Raw genomic sequence first — 18,671 nt, forward strand, 5'->3', positions numbered from 1 at the left:
CACCGCTCCTAGAGCTTCTCCACCGGCGCGTAGCGCAGCAGCAGCCGCTTGACGCCCTCGGAGCCGAAGTCGATCGACGCGGTCGCCTTGTCCCCGATCCCTTCCACGCTGACCACGGTGCCCAGCCCGAAGGTCTGGTGGGTCACCCGGTCACCCGGGTCGAGCGAGGGGATCTCCCGCGACTTCTGCGCCCGCTGGGCGGTGTCGGCGCGCAGGGCGGCGCTGCTGAAGTTGCGGCGACCTGCGGCCGTCGGGGCACCGAAGCCGGCGAAGCCCTTGCCCGAGTCGTCCTGACGCCCCCACGAGGTCTGCTCGGCGGCGGTGCGCTTCCAGTCCACGAGGTCGACCGGGAGCTCGTCGAGGAACCGGCTGGCCGGGTTGTGCATCGGGGCACCCCAGGCGCTGCGCATCACGGCCCGGGAGACGTAGAGCCGCTCACGGGCACGGGTGATGCCGACGTACGCCAGGCGGCGCTCCTCCTCGAGCTCGGTGCTGTCCCCCAGGGTGCGTGAGTGCGGGAAGACCCCGTCCTCCATCCCGGTGAGGAAGACCACGGGGAACTCCAGCCCCTTGGCGGTGTGCAGGGTCATCAGCGTGACGACACCCTCGCCGTCCTCGGGGATCTGGTCGGAGTCGGCCACCAGCGCCACCCGCTCCAGGAAGTCGACGAGCCCGGGCACGGGAGCGACGAAGTCGGGGTCCTCGAAGTCGGCGGGATCGGCGCTCGGACCCGCGACGGGGTCGTCGGCGAACTCCCGGGCGACCGCGACGAGCTCGGCGAGGTTGTCGACCCGGCTCGCGTCCTGCGGATCCTCGGAGGCCTCCAGCTCGGCCAGGTAGCCCGAGCGGTCCAGCACGGTCTCGAGGATGACGTCGGCGCGCTCGCCGGCGTCGACCATCGAGCCCAGCTCCTGCATCATCTCGACGAAACCACGGATCGCGGTGACCGACCGGGTCGCCAGGCCGGGCGCCTCCAGCACCCGGGTCAGGGCCTGCCAGAACGTGATCGACTCGCGCTCGGCGAGCAGGTTGATCCCGGCGAGGGCCCGGTCACCGATCCCCCGCTTGGGCGTGTTGACGATCCGACGCAGGCTGACCTGGTCGTCCGGGTTGGCCAGCGCCCGCAGGTAGGCCAGGGCGTCGCGCACCTCACGGCGCTCGTAGAACCGCACCCCACCGACGACCTTGTACGGCTGGCCGGTGCGGATGAAGATCTCCTCGAAGACACGGCTCTGCGCGTTGGTCCGGTAGAAGACGGCGACGTCGTTGGCCACGACGCCCGAGTCGACCAACCGGTCGATCTCGTCGCTGACGAACCGGGCCTCACCGTGCTCGTCGTCGGCGACGTACCCGACGATCTTCTCGCCGTCGCCGGCGTCGGACCAGAGCCGCTTCGGCAGCCGACCCTTGTTGAAGTCGATCACGGCGTTGGCCGCGTTGAGGATGGTCTGGGTCGAGCGGTAGTTCTGCTCCAGCAGGATCGAGCCCGCGTCGGGGAAGTCCTGCTCGAAGTCGAGGATGTTGCGGATGTTGGCGCCGCGGAAGGCGTAGATGGACTGGTCGGCGTCGCCGACCACCATCAGCTCCGCCGGCGGAACCCGCTCGCCGTCCAGCTCCTCGGGGTTGTGCGCACACAGCTCGTGCACCAGCGCGTACTGCGCGTGGTTGGTGTCCTGGTACTCGTCGACCAGCACGTGCCGGAAGCGGCGCCGCCAGGTCTCTCGGACCTCGGGGAAGGCACGCATCAGGTGGACGGTGGTCATGATCAGGTCGTCGAAGTCGAAGGCGTTCGCCTCCCGCAACCGGCGCTGGTAGAGCGCGTACGCCTTGGCGTAGACCTCCTCGACACCGTTGGCCGCGTCCTTGGCCGCGTCGTCGGCGTCACGCAGCTCGTTCTTCTGGTCGCTCACCCAGTTGAGCACCTGCTGCGGCTGGTAGCGCTTCGGGTCGAGGTCGAGGTCGTGGCAGACCAGCGTCATCAGCCGCTTCTGGTCCTGGGCGTCGTAGATCGTGAAGGTCGACTTGTAGCCGACCTTGTCGACCTCCTTGCGCAGGATCCGGACGCACGCCGAGTGGAACGTGGAGACCCACATGATCTTGGCCCGCGGGCCGACCAGCTCGGCGACCCGCTCCTTCATCTCGGCGGCCGCCTTGTTGGTGAACGTGATCGCCAGGATCGAGCCCGGGTGGGCGTGCCGCTGGCTGATCAGCCAGGCGATCCGGCGGGTCAGCACCCGGGTCTTGCCCGACCCGGCACCGGCGACGACCAGCAGCGGTGCGCCCTCGTGGACGACCGCGGCCCGCTGGGGCTCGTTCAGCCCGTCGAGGAGCTCCTCCGCACTGGGTCCTCGACGGACGGCGGGAGCGGGACTGGGGGCGGCGAAGGACTCAAAACCAGGGATGACAGACATGCTGGGACCAGCCTAGGCGGCAGCACCGACGCTTCTGCCACTCACCGGGCCGAGGTACGAGGAATGGACGGCGAGACATGAACGTTCCAGTCAACATGGGTGATCGTAAGAACATCGGGTTCCTCTCCTTCGGGCACTGGAACCCCTCCCCGCAGTCGGCCACGCGGTCGGCCGCCGACGTCCTGACGCAGTCGATCGAGCTCGCCGAGGGTGCCGAGGAGGTGGGCATCGACGGGGCGTACTTCCGGGTGCACCACTTCGCCCGGCAGCTCAGCTCACCGTTCCCGCTGCTGGCGGCGATCGGGGCGCGCACCAGCCGGATCGAGATCGGGACCGGCGTGATCGACATGCGCTACGAGAACCCGCTCTACATGGCCGAGGACGCCGGCTCCGCGGACCTGATCGCTGGCCACCGACTCCAGCTCGGCATCTCCCGGGGCAGCCCGGAGCAGGTCGTCGACGGGTTCCGCTACTTCGGCTTCGCCCCGGAGGAGTCCGACCCGAGCGGCGCCGAGATGGCGCGTCGGCACACCCAGGTGCTGCTCGAGGTGCTGCGCGGAGAGGGCTTCGCCCAGCCGAACCCGCGCCCGATGTTCGCCAACCCGCCCGGCCTGCTCCGGCTCGAGCCGCACAGCGCCGGGCTGCGCGAGCGGATCTGGTGGGGTGCCGGCTCCGACTCCACCGCCCGGTGGGCCGCCGAGCTCGGGATGAACCTGCAGAGCTCCACGCTCAAGGAGGACGAGACCGGCGAGCCGTTCCACGTCCAGCAGCGCAAGCAGATCGAGGGCTACCACGCGGCCTGGCGCGAAGCCGGCCACGAGCGCACCCCTCGCGTCTCGGTCAGCCGGTCGATCATGCCGATCGTCGACGAGATCGACGCCGCGTACTTCGGCGGGCAGGGCGAGAGCAGCGACCAGGTCGGTCAGATCGACAACTTCCGTGCCGTCTTCGGTCGCACCTACGCCGCCGAGCCCGACCAGCTGATCAAGCAGCTGGCCGAGGACGAGGCGCTCGCGATCGCCGACACGGTGCTCCTGACGGTGCCCAACCAGCTCGGGGTCGACTACAACGTCAAGCTCCTCGACAACCTGCTCACTCACGTCGCGCCGGCGCTGGGCTGGCGCTAGCGCTGTCGTCGTCCTCGACCCAGGACCGGACCCGCGAGGTCGGGTAGCCCAGGATGCGGGCGACGCGGGCCGGCGGGTGCCCGAAGTCCCGGACCGCGGTGACCGCGAAGCGAGCGGCGGCGACGTCGTCGAGCGGTTCGGCCGCCGCCGAGAACGAGGTGGGGGCCGTGATCAGCCCGCGCTCGCCCGGGGCGCGGTAGTCGAGCAGGAGCTCCTTGCCGCGCTCGGTGAACGCCTCGGCCATCATGGCGCGCAGCCGGGCCTGCGAACGGTGGCGCCGCCAGACCAGGAGGCTGCCGATCACCACGACGGGGACCAGCGGCAGGTAGGGCAGCAGCGCGGAGTGGCGTTCGAGCCAGAGCAGGACGTCCGGCCGGTACTTCCAGTCACCGCCCAGGTCGACGATCTCGACCGAGGCATCACGCTGGGTGATCGCGGCCGAACCGATGCCGTTGACCTCCGCGCCCGTGATCGTCGCCGAGCCGCCGTCGAACACCAGACCGTGCCCCTTGTCGACGGTGAACGATCCGTCCTCCACCTCGACGGCGGAGTCCGTGCTCTCGACGCCGACCTCCGGCGCCGTGACGGTGACGTCGTGCAGTCCGACCCGATCGGCCTCGTCGACGACGACCAGGGCAGCGTGGGAGCCCGACGCGAGGCTGCTGCGGGTGAGGTCGACGCCGGTGGAGCCGCGGACCTCCAACGCGGTCCGTTGCTCGTCCACGGCCAGTCCGGCGAGCGTGACGTCGTCCATGTGGTCCAGCAGCAGACCCCCTGACCTGTTGTCAGCGATTCGTCCACCGGTGGCGGTGAGGTCGGCGAAGTGCGCCGGCCCGTAACCGGCGGCGTTCACTCCCTCCGCCCGGGGATTGCCGTCGACCCGGACGCCGTAGCCACCCGAACCGGTCGCCGTGACCCGGGTCAGCGCGACCCCGCTGCTGCCCTGCCGGACATCGATCCCGTTCCCCCCGCTGAGGGCGACCTCGGTGTCGACCACGTCGACGTGCTGCGCCCCGTTCAGGTAGATCCCGGCCCACGACGAGCGGCGGACCACCGAGGACTCGATCCGGACCCGGTCGGTCCCGTCGGCGAAGAAGCCGGCATGCATCCCGCTCATCGACGCGTGGCTGACCCGCCCCGTCGTCGTACCCTGCTCGCCGCCGGTGAGCGCGAGTCCACTGGTCCGACCGCTCCAGAACCCGAGGTTGCGCAGGTCGACGTGGTCGGCCTCCAACACGCCCTCCTTGACCCGCAGGTACGCCCGGCCGTCGTCGACGAGACCGTCTGCGGAGGCTGCCCCGTCGTTCCACGAGGTGACCACCATCGACCGGCCGTCGGCACCGCCCAGGACGAGGGATCCGCCCCAGGCCACGATGCTGGTGAAGCCCGACGGACCACTGCGGAGCCGGAGCGTCTGGCCCGGCGCCCGCAGGACCAGGCGGGCCCCGCGACGGACCACGATCGGGCGGACGACCTCGACGACCGTCGCCGAGCGGCGGACGATCGCACCGGCCCGGACCAGGTCGGCCAGGGTGTACGGCTGCTTGCGGGGGCCGACCAGGGTGGTCCCGTGGGACACGGTGATCCCGTCGGCGTCGGCACTGACGGCGGCGCGGAGTCGACGGTCCTCGGCGACGACCAGATCGGCCTGGCGCTGCATCACGGCGTCATCAGGCGTGGTGTCCTCGTGCTTCGGCGTCGCTGCGGCCGTCGGGACGTCGGTCTTCTCGGAGGTCGCGCCGCGCCTCTCCAGCGCGATCACCGTGACCGTGGCGACGACGAGCAGCAGGATCAGCAGGCGCAGGGGCCAGCGCACCCGCGCCCCCACGGTGTCCCCGCGCTCGGCCGCGGTGGCAGCAGCGTCGTGGCTCATCGGGCGGCTCCCACGTTGAGGCTGGCCTCGGTCTGGCCCTCGCCACCGATCTGTCCCTCGGTCCGGGTCAGCCAGCCCTGCTTGTTCATGGTGAAGAAGGCGTAGAGCTTGATCGGGCCGCCGATGAACAGGATCATCACGGCGACCAGCGGCAGGATCCAGATGTCCTCGGGACGTCGCCACAGGTGGCTGATCCCCCGGATCCCTCGGCCGACGATCAGCCAGGCCAGCGCCAGCCCGAGCGCCAGCTCCGGGTGCGGCGAACGCACCGCGAGGCCGACGTACGCGACGCTGAAGGCCGCGGTCAACGGGGTGAGCAGGATCTGGAGCACCGTCAGCTGGGAGATCAGCGGGGTCCGGAAGATCCAGCCGTGCCGGATCGCGGTCAGGTAGCAGCGGTAGGAGTTCCGACTCCACCGCACCCGCTGCTTCACGAAGGCCCTGAAGGTCGACGGGAACATCGACAGCGCCCGGGCACTGTCCTGGTGCGCGACCCGGAGGCCTTGGGACAGCACCAACCAGGTGAGCCGGCCGTCGTCACCGGCGATGCACTTGCGGCCGAGGAAGTACTCGTTCTCGAGCTCCCCGATCCGATCCCGGACGGCGCTGTAGCGGAACGCGCTGGTCCGGCCGGAGGCACAGATGACGCCACCGAACCGTCCCATCGCGGGGGCGTAGTCGAAGTAGCGCAGGTCGATGATCCAGTCGGCGACCCGACGCCAGATGCTGCTCTTGGGGAGGTAGACGTTCTGCCGTGTGCTGACGGCTCCGACCGCCGGGTCGACGAACGGCATCTGGATGGCGGCGTACATGCCGTTCTCCCACACCGTGTCGGAATCGATCAGGATGACCAGCTCGGTGTCGACCATGCGGAGTCCGACGCCGAGAGCACTGCGCTTGCCCTGGTGCCGGAACATGACGGCCTCGACGCGTCCGTCGCCCAGGGCCAGGATCCGCGACTCCGCCTCGACGTCCTCGACGTCGAGCACGACGATGATCCGGGTCGGTCCTTGCGCGATCCAGGTGTGCAGGCAGCGCATCAGGACGTCGGGGTCCTCGTGGAACGAGGGCACCACCAGCGTCGTCGTGGTGCGGAAGTCGTTGAGCGTCGGGCGCGCGGTCGCGGAGAGGATCTTGCGGACCAGCCAGAAGCCCCAGGAGAACATCCCGATCGCGCCGAAGGGCAGCACCCAGCGCATGGTGTCCTGCACCTGTTGCAGCCAAGCCACGCTCGGCCCTCCCCTGTGTGTCGCCCGAGCCGGCGTTGAGCTCCCCTAGCAGATCCTAGGGGGACAGCAGGACTTCATTCAGCAATTTGAGGGACACGGCACCGCGCTCTGCGAAACTGTGCCGGTGCCGCGTCCCTCCACTCCTGCCCGGGTGCTGCGAGGGACGGTGCCGCTGGCGCTGCTCCTGAGCGCGTGCTCGGCCGACGGACCCGACACGTCCGGGGTGCCGGCGAGCTGCTCGGCCGACATCGTCGTCCGTGACAGCGACGCCCTGACCCGCGCCGTCACCCGGGCCCGCCCGGGTGATCGGATCGCGCTCGCCCCCGGCACCTACCGGACCCGGCTCACGATCATGGCGTCCGGCACCCAGGAACGCCCGATCGAGCTGTGCGGCCCCGCCTCGGCGGTGGTCGACGCCGGCGACGTCGGCCAGGGGTACGCCGTCCACCTCGACGGTGCCGCGTGGTGGACGGTGGAGGGGTTCAGCGTCACCGGAGGGAAGAAGGGCGTCGTGCTCGACGCCACCCAGCACACCACGCTCCGCGACCTGAGGATCCACGACGTCGGCGACGAGGCCCTCCACCTCCGGGCCGGGAGCAGCGACAACCTGGTCGAGGGGGTCGAGATCAGCTCGACCGGACTGCGTGACCCCGAGTTCGGCGAGGGGATCTACGTCGGAAGCGCGCAGTCGAACTGGTGCGAGTTCTCCGACTGCGGCCCCGATCGGAGCGATCGCAACCGGATCATCGACGCGACCGTCACCGCCACCACGGCCGAAGCCGTCGACATCAAGGAGGGCACCCGCGACGGCGTGATCTCCGGGAGCGAGCTGAGCGGAGCTCAGCCGCCGACGTCGACGGCGGACTCCGTCGTGGACCTCAAGGGGAACGGGTGGACGATCACCGGCAACCACCTGACGGTCCCGAACGGCAGTGCCGGAATCGCGATCCTGCACCTGATCCCGGGCGGGGGCAGGGACAATACGGTTCGTCCGAACACCTTCACGCTGGGCCCAGACGCAGACGAGGTTCGCCGATGACGAGGTCCCCCACCCCACCGGGTGATTCCCGGCGCGCGCTGGCGTTGCTGGTGACGGCTCACGTCGACCGGATGGCTCAGGCGCACGCCGAGCTCGAGGCAGAGGGCTTCGAGGTGATCGTCGCCAGCGACGCGGCCACGGCCGACCAGGTCGCCCGGTTCCACCACCCGGGGGTCGCGGTCGTGGACCCCGAGCTCGGTGACCGACTCAGCGCCGGGCTCCGGGCGGCCGGGATCGAGGTCGTCCGTTCGCTCTCCGGGGTGCCGACGACCGCCGACGTGAGCGGCGTGACCTACCAGGGCGACTGGATCGGGCTCGGCGACCTGCGGCTGAACCCGGAGGAGGGCGTCGTCCTGCTCGACTCGCGGCGACTGGACGTCTCCGACGTCGCCTTCGACGTCCTCGAGCTGCTGATGTACGCCGAGGGCGCACCGATCCCGACCCACGAGCTGGCCCACCGTCTCGGCGACGTCGAGCAGGTGGAGGTCGACACCATCCTGATCGACCTGATCGGGACCTTGGCCACCGAGGGCTCCGGCGTCCTGGTCGCGATCACGGCCGAAGGTGTCTCCCTGTCCCGCTGACTGTCGCGCTGACTGTCCCGCTGGTGTCGATTTCGCGAGATGCTGGCCGTCGGAAGTGAGGACGGCCCGAACGGCGGACCGCCACGACCGAAAGGACGACTGCGATGTCCCAGTTCCTGATCCTGATCTACGACGACGAGACCTGGCTGACCGACGAGGCCGTCAGCGCCCGGCTGATGGAGGGCCACAACGCCTTCAACGAGAACGCCGGCGCGAAGATCGCGGGCGGCAACGCCCTCGCCTCGGTGGCGACCGCGACCACCGTCCGCCCGGACGGAGCCGGCAGCTTCACGGTCACCGACGGACCGTTCATCGAGTCCAAGGAGGCGCTCGGCGGCTACTACCTCGTCGAGGCCGCCGACCTGGACGAGGCGATCGCCCTGGCCAAGCAGGTGCCCGTGACGACCGGCGGCCTGGAGGTTCGGCCGGTCCTGAGCATGGGGTGAGTCCCGCGTGAGCGCCGCAGCCGCTGCGGCGGCTGTCGCCGACGCGCACCGTCGGGAGTGGGCCCACGTGCTCGCCTCGACGGTGCGCGTCACGCGCGACCTCGACCTGGCTGAGGAATGCGTCCAGGACGCCTACGCCCGGGCGCTGGTCGCCTGGGTCGACGGCATCCCGCGCCATCCGGGTGGCTGGTTGACCGTGACCGCGCGGAACCGGGCGATCGACCAGCTGCGCCGCGACGCCCTGTTCCGCCGGGCGATGCCCGAGCTGGTGATGGACGAGGTCGAGCCGGTCGGCGACGCCGAAGACCCGGGGAGCGAGTACCCCGACGACCGGCTCCGACTCATCTCCACCTGCTGCCACCCGGCGCTCCACCCGGACGCCCAGGTCGCGCTGACGCTGCGCCTGGTGTGTGGCCTGACCACCGCCGAGGTCGCCCGCGCGTTCCTCGTCTCCGAGTCCACGATGGCGGCCCGGATCACCCGGGCGAAGAAGAAGATCGCCGGCGCCCGGATCCCCTACCGGGTGCCGCCGGTCGAGGAGCTGCCGGACCGGGTCCGGTCGATCCTCGCGACCGTGCACCTCATCTTCACGACGGGACACACCGCACCCGCCGGTGCCGACCTGGTCCGGGTCGACCTGGTGGAGCGTGCCCTGGACCTGGCCGGCATGGTGCACCAGCTCCTGCCGGACGACGCCGACGTGACCGGCCTGCTGGCGCTGGTGGTGCTCACCGACGCCCGCCGCAGCACCCGGCTCGACCCGGAGACGGGCGAGCTGTTGCTGCTGGCCGACCAGGACCGCTCGCAGTGGGACCGGGCCGCCATCACCGAGGGGGTGCGACTGGTGCAGGAGGCGCTGCGCTCGCGGCCACCCGGCCGCTACGCGCTGCAGGCGGCGATCGCCGCCGTGCACGCCGAGGCGCCGACGTGGGCCGAGACCGACTGGCCCGAGATCGTCGGTCTCTACGACCTGCTCGCCGCGGCCTGGCCCTCACCCGTGGTCGAGCTGAACCGGGCGATCGCCGTGGGGTTCGCTGCGGGACCGACCTCGGGTCTCGCCGCGCTGGACCGGCTCAGTGCCGAGCCGCAGCTGGCGACGTACGGCTATCTGCCGGCCGCCCGCGCCCACCTGCTGGCCCAGCTGGGCCGCACGGAGGAGGCCCGGAGCGCTTACGAGGAAGCGCTCCTGCTCACCGAGAACGCCGCCGAGCGCAGGTTCCTCGAACGCAGGCTGAACGCGACTCAGTAGGCGCCGTGCGCCGGGTGGAAGAAGAGCGCGACCAGCAGGTTCGCCACGGTGAGGCCGAGGATGGCGTAGTAGAGGCCGTCGCTGATCTTCGGCTTCTTGCCGTTCGGCTCGACCAGGCCCAGGATCACGAACGCGATCACGAACTTGATCGCGATCTTCGCGGCGTTCGGGTGGATGTCGTCGGCCTCGAGGACGCCCACCAGGCCGAGGCCGGCGAGCAGGGCGATCCGGGCGCCCCAGCGGATCACCGGGGTGATCTTCTTCTCCGCCTGACCCCACTGAGCGAGCAGCCCACCGGCGAGCGCCGCGAAGGCGAGCAGGTGGATGGCGAGCAGGACGAGGCGCAGGATCTCCATGGCGCGCAGCCTAGAGCAGCCGCCGATCGCTGGCCCATCGGGTCAGCTCGTGTCGGGAGCTGAGCTGGAGCTTGCGCAGCACCGAGGACATGTGGGTCTCCACGGTCTTGATCGAGATGAAGAGCTCGCGGGCCACCTCCTTGTAGGCGTAGCCGCGCGCGATCAGCCGCATCACCTCGCGTTCGCGCTCCGAGAGCCGGTCGAGGTCCTCGTCAACGCTGGCGACGTCGATCTGCCCGGCGAAGGCGTCGAGCACGAACCCGGCCAGCCGCGGGCTGAAGACCGCGTCCCCGGTGGCGACGCGCTGGATGGCGTTGACCAGCTCGGGGCCGGTGATGGTCTTGGTGACGTAGCCGCGGGCTCCCCCGCGGATCGTCCCGATCACGTCCTCGGCGGCGTCGGAGACCGACAGCGCCAGGTAGAGCGGCTTCCCGTCGACCGTCGGCGAGCGGCGCATCACCTCGGCGCCGCCTCCCCCGGGCAGGTGCACGTCGAGGAGTACGACGGCGGGGGCCGTGTCGGCGATGACCCGGATCGCCTCGTCGACGTCGGCGGCCTCGCCCAGCACGGTGACCCGGTCCGGGTCGGCATCCAGCTCCGCGTGAACGCCGCGGCGGAACATCGCGTGGTCGTCGACGATCACGACGCCGACCGGTTCGGTGGTGGCTGCCTCACTCATGGGGCTGCTCCTTCTCTCGGTTCTCCCGGGGCATGGTCAGGTGCACGTTGGTTCCTTCGCCGGGTTCGGAGTCGATCCGGGCCAGTCCACCGTGCCGGGCCATCCGGCCGATGATCGAGTTGGCCACGCCGTGCCGGTCCTCGGCCACCTGGGAGGGGTCGAAGCCGACTCCCCGGTCGCGGACGAAGACCTCGACCCGTTCGGCGGTGACCTCGGCGTAGAGCGAGACCTGGTCCACCTGCGCGTGCTTGGCCGCGTTCACCAGGGCCTCCCGGGCTGCCGCGACCAGGGGCCGGAGTCCCTCGTCCAACGGGGCGTCACCGACGAAGACCACCTCGATCGCGACTCCGTGGCTGTCCTCGACCTCGGCGGCGGCCGCGCCGAGGGCGCCGACGACGGTGTCCTCCCCTGCCGGCGCCTCGGTGTAGAGCCAGTTCCGCAGGTCGCGCTCCTGGGCTCGCGCGAGCTTCGTGACGGCGTTGGGGTCGGCGGCGTTCTTCTGGATCAGCGCCAGCGTCTGGAGCACCGAGTCGTGCAGGTGCGCCGCGACGTCGGCGCGTTCCTGGGTCCGGATCCGTTCGTCCCGTTCGGCCGAGAGGTCGCTGGTCAGCCGGTTGAAGACCGGGCCGATCACGATCACCAGGGCGCCCACCAGCAGCACGATCGCGAACACCAGTCCGTGCGCGGTGCGGTTGAAGATCGCGACGTACCCGACGGCGGCGGTCAGCAGGAGGACGAGCCCGAGCACGATCCGCACCCAGGACTGCCACCCCTGGCCGAAGAAGAGTCGACCGGGGCTGATCCGGCCGGCCGAGTCCAGCCACCGCTCGCGCTGGGCCTCGTCGGCCTGGCGCCAGAGCAGCGCGATCCCGCCCCCGGCGAGCAGCAGGGGCCAGAAGAGACTGCTCAGGCCGAACATCACCTCGACGGCGAAGATCAGCCCGAGGCCCAGGGCGGAGAGCGCGACCGTCGGCCCGATGTCGGAGAACCGGCCGGTGCGGCCCGGTCGTCGACCGCCGCGGGTCGCGCTCTCGGCGCCGGGGGTGGAGGCGAGGAACCGGTCGCGCGAGGGCAGGGCCGCCCAGAGCGCGGCGTAGAAGATGGCACCGAGTCCACCCAGGGCGGTGAGCACCACGAAGCCTGCCCGGACCCAGAGCACCGGCCAGGCCAGGTGCTCGGCGAGACCGGCGGCGACTCCGCCGACAACGGCGTCGTCCATGTCGCGGGTCGCGCGCCGGATGGGTCGCTCGAACGCAGGGGGGTCGAGATGTGGTGCCTCGGAACTCATGATGGCTCCATCGTGGCAGGGGACGGGGTCCGGCGGTATCGGGGTCGACCCGGGGTCGTCCCCGATACCCCCGAGGGTGGTTCGCGACGGAGAGTGGTCACCATGAGCACCACCGACACTCCTCCCGAAGCTCCGGAGGGCCCCCGGGTCACCCGCGACGAGGCCCGCGACCTGGGCCGCCTCGTGCGCACCTCCTCGGCCAGTCCGGAGAACCGTTACGTCGCCGGGGTCGCCGGCGGCATCGCACGCCACCTCGACATCGACCCGGTCGTCGTCCGGATCGCGTTCGTCGTCACCGTCTTCTTCGGCGGTGCCGGCGTCCTGATCTACGGCGCCGGGTGGCTCTTCATGCCCGACGAGCGCGACGGTCGTGCCGTGGTCACCCTCGACGCCCGCTCCCGGGCGCTGGCGATGTGGATCGCCCTCGGGATCGCCGCCCTCGCCCTGATCGGCGACGTCGCCGGCGGGTTCGACTTCCCCTGGTGGATCATCCCGACGCTGATCATCATCCTGGTCTTCACCCGGATCTGGGGTCGCCGGGACCTTGCGGCCGAGGACCGCGGCGAGACCGAGGTCGCGGTGGTCGAGGCGCTGGAGAAGGCGCACCAGCAGACCCAGGCCTCGATCGACCAGGCGCTCGCCAGCGCCGACCAGCGCACCGCCGCCGCGCTGGCCAAGTCGCAGGCCCGCACCGACGCAGCGCTGGCCAAGGCCCGTCTCCGGGCCGAGCGCGCCCAGCTGCGCAGGACCACCCGCCGCGGGCCCCTGCTGTTCTGGTTCACGCTCGCGCTGATCGCGCTCGCCGAGGGTGTGCTGGGCGTGATCGACGGGGCCGGTGCCGACGTGGTCGCCTCGGCCTACCCGGCGCTCGCCCTCGGCATCGTCGGTCTGATGCTGGCCCTCGGTGCCTTCTGGGGCCGCGCGGGCGGCCTGATCCTGGTCGGTCTGCTGATCGCTCCCGTGCTGGCGGCCACGACGGTCGCCACGGCCTGGGACGACCAGGACCGACGCGTCACCTACACCCCGCTGTCGGCCTCAGCCGTGCTGGACACCTACGAGATGAAGGTCGGCGAGACGGTGCTCGACCTGCGCCAGGTCACCGACCTCGACGGACTCGACGGCCGACGGATCGGCCTCGAGGGCGACGTCGGCCGGATCGAGGTCATCGTTCCCGCCGGGGTCGCGGTGCGAGCCAACGCCCACATCGACGGGTTCGGCCACACCGAGGTCCTCGGCCACGACGGCGGCGGCGTGGACATCACCTCGACCGCCGGCCAGCACCTCGGCAGCGACCTGCCCAGCATCATCATCGACGCCGAGCTGAACGTCGGCGAGATCACCATCGAGAGCGAGCAGTGAGATGAGCGAGTTCACCACGATCCCGACCGACGCCGTCCCGGAGCCCGAGGAGAGGCGCAGCGGCTGGCACCCGGTCAGCGTCGGCCACCTGGTGATGGGCCTGGCGTTCCTGTGCATGGTCGGCGCCTGGGCGCTGGTCGAGGGCGACGTCGTCAGCGGCGAGGACATCCGCTGGCTGCTGCCCGTCCCGTGGCTGGTGGCCGGTGCCGTCGGCCTGGCCGCGGTCGCCTTCTCGGGCGCCCGACGTCACGGCGTCCGCCGGTGACCGTCAGGCGCTGAGCGCCGGCGGGCGGGCGCCGACCGCGACGAGCGGGTCGTCGGTGAAGATGCCGTCGACGCCGGCGTCGAGGAAGGCCCGAGCCTGGTCGGCGCCGCCGCGCAGGGTCCAGGCGAAGACGTAGAGCCCGGCACGGTGGGCCTCGGCCACCAGCCCGGTCTCGACCAGGCCACCGGCCAGGACGAGGCTGCGGTGCGGCCCGAGCGCGTCGGCGTAGCCGGCCACCTCCCCGCAGGTGAACGGCTGACCGACATCGACCAGCTGGACCAGCGGGACGTCGGTCGCCGGTGAGAGCGCCCGCAGGAACTGCTCGTCGAAGGACTGGATCCAGACCCGCTTCCCCCGCCGTCCGACGCCGTGGTCGCGCAGGGTGGACAGCAGCGGCCCGGCCATCGGGAGACCCGCAGCGGCGAAGTACGCCGGGTGCTTGACCTCCGCGTGCAGGCCGATCCGGCGCCCCGCCCGTCGCGACTCGGCGGCGAGCAGGAACAGCAGCTCGTCGAGGGTCGGGATCCGGGTGCTCGGGTTGTTCAGCGTGCGGAGCTCGCTGAGCGTGAAGTCGTCGACGAACCAGCCCTCGAGCAGCTCCCGTCCGATCACCTTCCGGGTCCGACGCCCGGCGTACTCCGGGTGGTCGGCCACGTCCGTGGTCCGGGACAGCTCGGCGTCGTGCACGAGGACCAGGACCCCGTCGCGCGACATCTGGATGTCGGTCTCGATCGCGTCGACCCCCATCCGGCAGGCGAGCCGGAAGGAGGCGAGCGTGTTCTCGGGGCTGTGCGAGGGTGCGCCACGGTGTCCGATGACGAGACCCAAGCCGTGCGAGGTCATGTCCTCAGGCTGGACAGTCGATGTGTCCTGGGCGCTGCCGCAACGTGAACGGCGCCCGGCTAGGGCACGTCGTTCGGGTCCCAGGTGACCCCTTCGCGGATGACTCGGGCCGGGACACCGGCGACGAGCACCTGCTCCGGCACCTTCTGGTTCCGCACGACGGAGCGGGCGCCGACCACCGAGCCGGCGCCGATCTCGACGTTCCCGGAGACGATCACGTCCTTGCACAACCACAGGTGCGAGCCGAGCCGGATGTGGGCACCGAACGGGTTGAGCCTCATCCCGGTGGCCACGTCGGTCAGCCGGTGCATGTCGTCGGTGGCGACGTAGACGTCGGAGGCCCAGAGCTGCCCGGGTTCGGCGAAGATCGAGCCACCGTTGCGGGCGTCGATGATCGCGCACCGCGTCGCCGTCACTCCCCCGACCAGCACGATCGAGGAACCGGAGCCGCAGTAGATCGACGAGCAGGTGAAGGCGCTGTCAGGACCGAGGAAGACCAGGGCGTCGTCGCCGCCGATCAGCAGCGAGTCGAGGTTCGGGCTGTCGCAGGCGATCACGATCAGGACGTCGTCGAACGGGTAGAGCACCATCGTGTTGAGCACCTTGGCCGGGACGTCGACCCCGGGGGCGAGGTAGATCGCGCTGGTGCTCTCGGCGAACCAGTCCGGAAGATCGGCGTGATCGATGGCCCGCAGCTCGAGGTCGTCGAGCACCTCGGCGGGCACGCCGGCACCGGTCAGCCGACGACGATGGGCATCGGTGAGCGGATCGGCCAGGGTCCACGGCATGGCGGTCATCCTGTCACCTGGTTAAGTTCGTCGGGTGAAGATCTCGACACCTCTCCAGTACGCCGGCAACCCCCGTGAGGCCGCCGACGGCGTCGCCCAGCTCGAGAAGGCCGGACTCGACCGGGTCTGGGTCGCCGAGGCGTACGGCTTCGACGCCCCGACCCTGATGGGCTACCTCGCCGCGAAGACCGAGACGATCGAGATCGCCTCGGGCATCCTCAACGTCTACTCCCGCACCCCCGCAGCGATGCTCCAGACCGCGGCCGGACTGGACAACGTCAGCGGCGGCCGCGGCATCCTCGGGCTGGGCGCCTCGGGCCCGCAGGTGATCGAGGGCTTCCACGGGGTGCCCTACGAGAAGCCGTTGCAGCGCACCCGCGAGCTGATCGAGATCCTCCGGATGGGCTTGCGTCGCGAACGGCTCGTCTACGACGGCAAGCAGTTCCAGCTGCCGCTGCCCGCCGACCAGGGCACCGGGCTGGGCAAGCCGCTGAAGATCATCACCCATCCCGAGCGCTCCGAGATGCCGATCTGGATCGCCGCGCTCGGTGACGCCAACGTCGCCCTGACCGCCGAGATCGCCAACGGCTGGCTGCCGATCCTGTTCGCTCCCGAGCACGCCGGCTCGATCTGGGGCGACGCGCTCGCCAAGGGCACCGCCAAGCGCTCGGCCGACCTCGGCCCGCTGGAGATCAGCGCCGGTGGCCTGGTCGCGATCGGCGAGGACGTCAAACCGATGCTCGACTTCATGCGCCCGTTCGTCGCGCTCTACGTCGGCGGCATGGGCGCGAAGGGGAAGAACTTCTACAACACCCTGGTGAGCAGCTACGGCTTCGAGGCCGAGGCCGCCGAGATCCAGGAGCTCTACCTGGCCGGTAAGAAGAAGGAGGCCGAGGAGCGTGTGCCCCTCGACCTCCTCGAGATGCTCAATCTGGTCGGACCGGAGTCCTACGTGAAGGAGCGGATCGCCGCCTTCCGTGAAGCGGGAGTGACCGACCTCCAGGTGATCCCGGTTGACCAGGACCCGGCGTCGGTCATCTCCCGCCTCAAGGAATGGACGGCGTGACCTTCGTGATTCGCTAGCGTCCGCTGCTGGTGCGTGCGCGACGGCTCACCGAGTCGATCGCCACGGCCAGCAGCAGGACGAGGCCGGTGACCATGAAGCGCACCGAGCTGTCCACGCTGAGCAGGTTGAGACCGTTCGCGATCGCCTGCAGCACCAGGATGCCGAGCAGCGCCGACCAGGCCGATCCACGACCACCGAAGAGCGACGTGCCACCGATGACGGCGGCCGCGATCGCGGTCAGGTTGGTGTCGGTCGTACCGCTCGCCTGCGAGACGCTGGTCTGGAGACCGGCGGCCATCAGACCACCGAGCGCAGCGAAGAACGACGTCAGGGCGAAGACGGAGAAGTAGACCCCGTTGACCTTGATGCCCGAGCGACGTGCTGCCTCGACCTGGCCACCGACGGCGAAGACGTGCCGGCCCCAGGTGGTCCGACGCAGCGCGAAGTCGACGATGATCACCAGGAACACGAAGAAGACCCACAGGTAGCTCCACCCGCGGTCGTCGTTGACGTACCAGGTGATCAGCCCCAGGCCGACGGCCAGGGCGATCGCCTTGATGGCGACCATCGGCAGCCACGGCGTGCTCAGACCGGCGGCCTTGCGGCTCCGGATCGTCAGCAGCTGGCCGGCGACGAAGAGCAGCACGGCAGCAGCGACCAGGATGTAGGACCACGTGGGGCTGACCCACTGGGTCCGAGCGAAGTCGCGCAGGTGCGACTCGTTGGGCAGGTTGATCGTGCCGTTCTTGCCCAGGACGTAGAGCAGCAGCCCCTGGAACCCGAGCAGGCCCGCGAGGGAGAAGACGAACGACGGCACGCCGACCCAGACGAACAGGGCGCCGTAGACCAGACCGATCGCCAGACCGACGCAGACCGCGACCAGGATGGCCAGCCACTCGGACATGCCGTGGTTGACGATCAGCACCGCCATCACCGCTGCGGCCAGACCGGAGACGGAACCGACCGACAGGTCGATCTCCCCCAGCAGCAGCACCAGCACGATGCCGAGCGAGATGATTCCGATCGGGGCCGCGAACTGGGTGATCGAGACGATGTTGCGCGAGGAGAGGAACACGTCCTCCTGCGCCTGGAACACGATGCAGATGACGACCAGCCCGATCACGACGGGCAGGGCACCGAGCTCGCCGGAACGCAGTCGCGTCCACTGCGCGGAGAGGAACGCGCCGAATCCCTTGTGCTGGATGAGGCGCTCATCCATCAGGTCAGCAGCGACCTCCTGCTGCTTCTCACTCATGGGTGCCTCCCTGGGCGTGGCGCTCGGCACGAGCCGCCACGACGTTGTCCGAGGCACCGGTGATCGCAGCGACCAACTGCTGGGTGCTCGTCTCTGCGGTCTTGAACTCGGCGGCGTTCCGGCCCAGGCGCATGACCACGATCCGGTCGGAGACCGCCTGGACGTCGGCCATGTTGTGGCTGATCAGGATGACGCCGAGGCCCTGGTCGCGCAGCCGCTCGACCAGGTTGAGCACCTCGGCGGTCTGGGCCACACCGAGGGCGGCGGTCGGCTCGTCGAGGAGGACGACCTTCGGGTTGCCGACCAGGGAGCGCGCGATCGCGACCGTCTGGCGCTGACCGCCCGAGAGGGCGGCGATCGGGATCCGGACCGACGGGATCTTGGCCGAGAGGCTGCGCAGCAGACGCCAGGCCTCGGACTCCATCGTGACCTCGTCGATCACGCTGAGGCGGTTCTTCTCCTGGCCGAGGAAGAGGTTGGCGACCACGTCGAGGTTGTCGCACAGGGCGAGGTCCTGGAAGACCGTGGCGATACCGAGGCCCTGGGCCGCGGACGGGCCGGGGACCTTGACCGCCTTGCCCTCGAGCTCGATGGTGCCCTCGTCGGGCTGGTAGACGCCCGAGATGATCTTGATCAGCGTGGACTTGCCGGCACCGTTGTCGCCCACCAGGGCCACGACCTCGCCGGCCTTGACGTCGAGACTGACGTCAGTGAGCGCCTGAACGGCACCGAAGCGCTTCGTGATTCCGGACAACGACAGAACGGTGGCCCCCGAGTTGGGGGTCACCGTCCCGTCGTGTCCACCGTTAACGGG

18 protein-coding genes are annotated in these 18,671 nt (G+C 70.5%); 8 read left to right on the forward strand and 10 right to left on the reverse strand.

Annotated elements, in window-relative coordinates:
• Nucleotides 1-8 precede the first annotated feature (8 nt).
• Nucleotides 9-2,411: a DNA helicase PcrA gene (gene pcrA / locus ACZ5J1_RS13020; protein WP_464559441.1), complete on the reverse strand. Its 2,403-nt coding sequence runs from the start codon at nt 2,409-2,411 to the stop codon at nt 9-11.
• Nucleotides 2,412-2,506: 95 nt separating this feature from the next.
• Here pcrA and ACZ5J1_RS13025 point away from each other — a divergent pair, with 95 nt between their 5' ends.
• The gene (locus ACZ5J1_RS13025; RefSeq protein WP_464559443.1) at nt 2,507-3,538 is read left to right on the forward strand and encodes an LLM class flavin-dependent oxidoreductase; all 1,032 of its coding nucleotides are present in this window, start codon (nt 2,507-2,509) and stop codon (nt 3,536-3,538) included.
• Here ACZ5J1_RS13025 and ACZ5J1_RS13030 read toward each other — a convergent pair.
• Both ACZ5J1_RS13030 and ACZ5J1_RS13035 read right to left on the reverse strand, forming a co-directional pair.
• Nucleotides 3,504-5,411 carry a right-handed parallel beta-helix repeat-containing protein gene (locus tag ACZ5J1_RS13030; RefSeq protein WP_464559445.1) on the reverse strand — a complete coding sequence of 636 codons (1,908 nt, stop codon included), beginning with the start codon at nt 5,409-5,411 and terminating at the stop codon, nt 3,504-3,506. The two genes, ACZ5J1_RS13025 and ACZ5J1_RS13030, sit on opposite strands and share 35 nt — an antisense overlap.
• Nucleotides 5,408-6,640 (reverse strand): glycosyltransferase, encoded by a 1,233-nt coding sequence (locus tag ACZ5J1_RS13035; protein ID WP_464559447.1) that lies wholly within the window; start codon nt 6,638-6,640, stop codon nt 5,408-5,410. Before ACZ5J1_RS13035 ends, ACZ5J1_RS13030 begins: the two co-directional genes overlap by 4 nt.
• Before the next feature lie 124 nt (nt 6,641-6,764).
• On the opposite strand from ACZ5J1_RS13035, the gene ACZ5J1_RS13040 reads away from it, so the two are divergent.
• The 4 genes from ACZ5J1_RS13040 (at nt 6,765) to ACZ5J1_RS13055 (ending at nt 9,958) form a co-directional block, all read left to right on the forward strand.
• Nucleotides 6,765-7,679, forward strand: a complete 915-nt coding sequence (locus ACZ5J1_RS13040; protein WP_464559449.1) for a right-handed parallel beta-helix repeat-containing protein — start codon at nt 6,765-6,767, stop codon at nt 7,677-7,679.
• Nucleotides 7,676-8,263, forward strand: coding sequence for a response regulator transcription factor (locus ACZ5J1_RS13045; RefSeq protein ID WP_464559451.1), 588 nt, complete (start codon nt 7,676-7,678; stop codon nt 8,261-8,263). Before ACZ5J1_RS13040 ends, ACZ5J1_RS13045 begins: the two co-directional genes overlap by 4 nt.
• A gap of 104 nt (nt 8,264-8,367) precedes the next feature.
• The gene (locus ACZ5J1_RS13050) at nt 8,368-8,709 is read left to right on the forward strand and encodes a YciI family protein (RefSeq protein ID WP_464559453.1); all 342 of its coding nucleotides are present in this window, start codon (nt 8,368-8,370) and stop codon (nt 8,707-8,709) included.
• A gap of 7 nt (nt 8,710-8,716) precedes the next feature.
• Nucleotides 8,717-9,958: an RNA polymerase sigma factor gene (locus ACZ5J1_RS13055; RefSeq protein WP_464559455.1), complete on the forward strand. Its 1,242-nt coding sequence runs from the start codon at nt 8,717-8,719 to the stop codon at nt 9,956-9,958.
• Here the strand turns inward: ACZ5J1_RS13055 and ACZ5J1_RS13060 are convergent.
• The 3 genes from ACZ5J1_RS13060 to ACZ5J1_RS13070 are packed head-to-tail and all read right to left on the reverse strand — an operon-like array spanning nt 9,952 to nt 12,212.
• Nucleotides 9,952-10,314 carry a hypothetical protein gene (locus ACZ5J1_RS13060; protein ID WP_464559457.1) on the reverse strand — a complete coding sequence of 121 codons (363 nt, stop codon included), beginning with the start codon at nt 10,312-10,314 and terminating at the stop codon, nt 9,952-9,954. The two genes, ACZ5J1_RS13055 and ACZ5J1_RS13060, sit on opposite strands and share 7 nt — an antisense overlap.
• Nucleotides 10,315-10,324: 10 nt before the next feature.
• Nucleotides 10,325-10,993: a LuxR C-terminal-related transcriptional regulator gene (locus ACZ5J1_RS13065; RefSeq protein ID WP_464559458.1), complete on the reverse strand. Its 669-nt coding sequence runs from the start codon at nt 10,991-10,993 to the stop codon at nt 10,325-10,327.
• A complete protein-coding gene (locus tag ACZ5J1_RS13070; RefSeq protein ID WP_464559460.1) occupies nt 10,986-12,212 on the reverse strand; it encodes an ATP-binding protein in 1,227 nt (408 codons plus the stop codon). The genes ACZ5J1_RS13065 and ACZ5J1_RS13070 overlap by 8 nt, the downstream gene beginning before the upstream one ends.
• A 171-nt stretch (nt 12,213-12,383) precedes the next feature.
• Between ACZ5J1_RS13070 and ACZ5J1_RS13075 the strand changes: the two genes are divergently transcribed.
• Together ACZ5J1_RS13075 and ACZ5J1_RS13080 are read left to right on the forward strand one after the other, a co-directional pair.
• Nucleotides 12,384-13,640 carry a PspC domain-containing protein gene (locus ACZ5J1_RS13075; RefSeq protein WP_464559462.1) on the forward strand — a complete coding sequence of 419 codons (1,257 nt, stop codon included), beginning with the start codon at nt 12,384-12,386 and terminating at the stop codon, nt 13,638-13,640.
• Between the two features lies 1 nt (nt 13,641).
• Nucleotides 13,642-13,905, forward strand: a complete 264-nt coding sequence (locus ACZ5J1_RS13080; RefSeq protein WP_464559464.1) for a hypothetical protein — start codon at nt 13,642-13,644, stop codon at nt 13,903-13,905.
• Nucleotides 13,906-13,908: 3 nt separating this feature from the next.
• Here the strand turns inward: ACZ5J1_RS13080 and ACZ5J1_RS13085 are convergent, their stop codons facing one another.
• Together ACZ5J1_RS13085 and ACZ5J1_RS13090 are read right to left on the reverse strand one after the other, a co-directional pair.
• Nucleotides 13,909-14,748, reverse strand: a complete 840-nt coding sequence (locus ACZ5J1_RS13085) for a glycerophosphodiester phosphodiesterase family protein (protein WP_464559466.1) — start codon at nt 14,746-14,748, stop codon at nt 13,909-13,911.
• Nucleotides 14,749-14,807: 59 nt separating this feature from the next.
• Complete coding sequence (locus ACZ5J1_RS13090) at nt 14,808-15,536, reverse strand: acyltransferase (protein ID WP_464559468.1); 729 nt, start codon at nt 15,534-15,536, stop codon at nt 14,808-14,810.
• A gap of 34 nt (nt 15,537-15,570) precedes the next feature.
• Between ACZ5J1_RS13090 and ACZ5J1_RS13095 the strand changes: the two genes are divergently transcribed.
• Complete coding sequence (locus tag ACZ5J1_RS13095) at nt 15,571-16,602, forward strand: LLM class F420-dependent oxidoreductase (protein ID WP_464559470.1); 1,032 nt, start codon at nt 15,571-15,573, stop codon at nt 16,600-16,602.
• A gap of 13 nt (nt 16,603-16,615) precedes the next feature.
• Here ACZ5J1_RS13095 and ACZ5J1_RS13100 read toward each other — a convergent pair whose 3' ends face one another.
• Together ACZ5J1_RS13100 and ACZ5J1_RS13105 are read right to left on the reverse strand one after the other, a co-directional pair.
• Entirely contained in the window at nt 16,616-17,857 is a 1,242-nt protein-coding gene (locus ACZ5J1_RS13100) for a sugar ABC transporter permease (protein WP_464559472.1), read from the reverse strand.
• On the reverse strand, nt 17,850-18,611 hold the full coding sequence (locus ACZ5J1_RS13105; RefSeq protein WP_464559474.1) for an ATP-binding cassette domain-containing protein: 762 nt from the start codon (nt 18,609-18,611) through the stop codon (nt 17,850-17,852). The genes ACZ5J1_RS13100 and ACZ5J1_RS13105 overlap by 8 nt, the downstream gene beginning before the upstream one ends.
• Nucleotides 18,612-18,671: the final 60 nt, after the last annotated feature.

Source organism: Nocardioides sp. JCM 18999 (assembly GCF_055391175.1).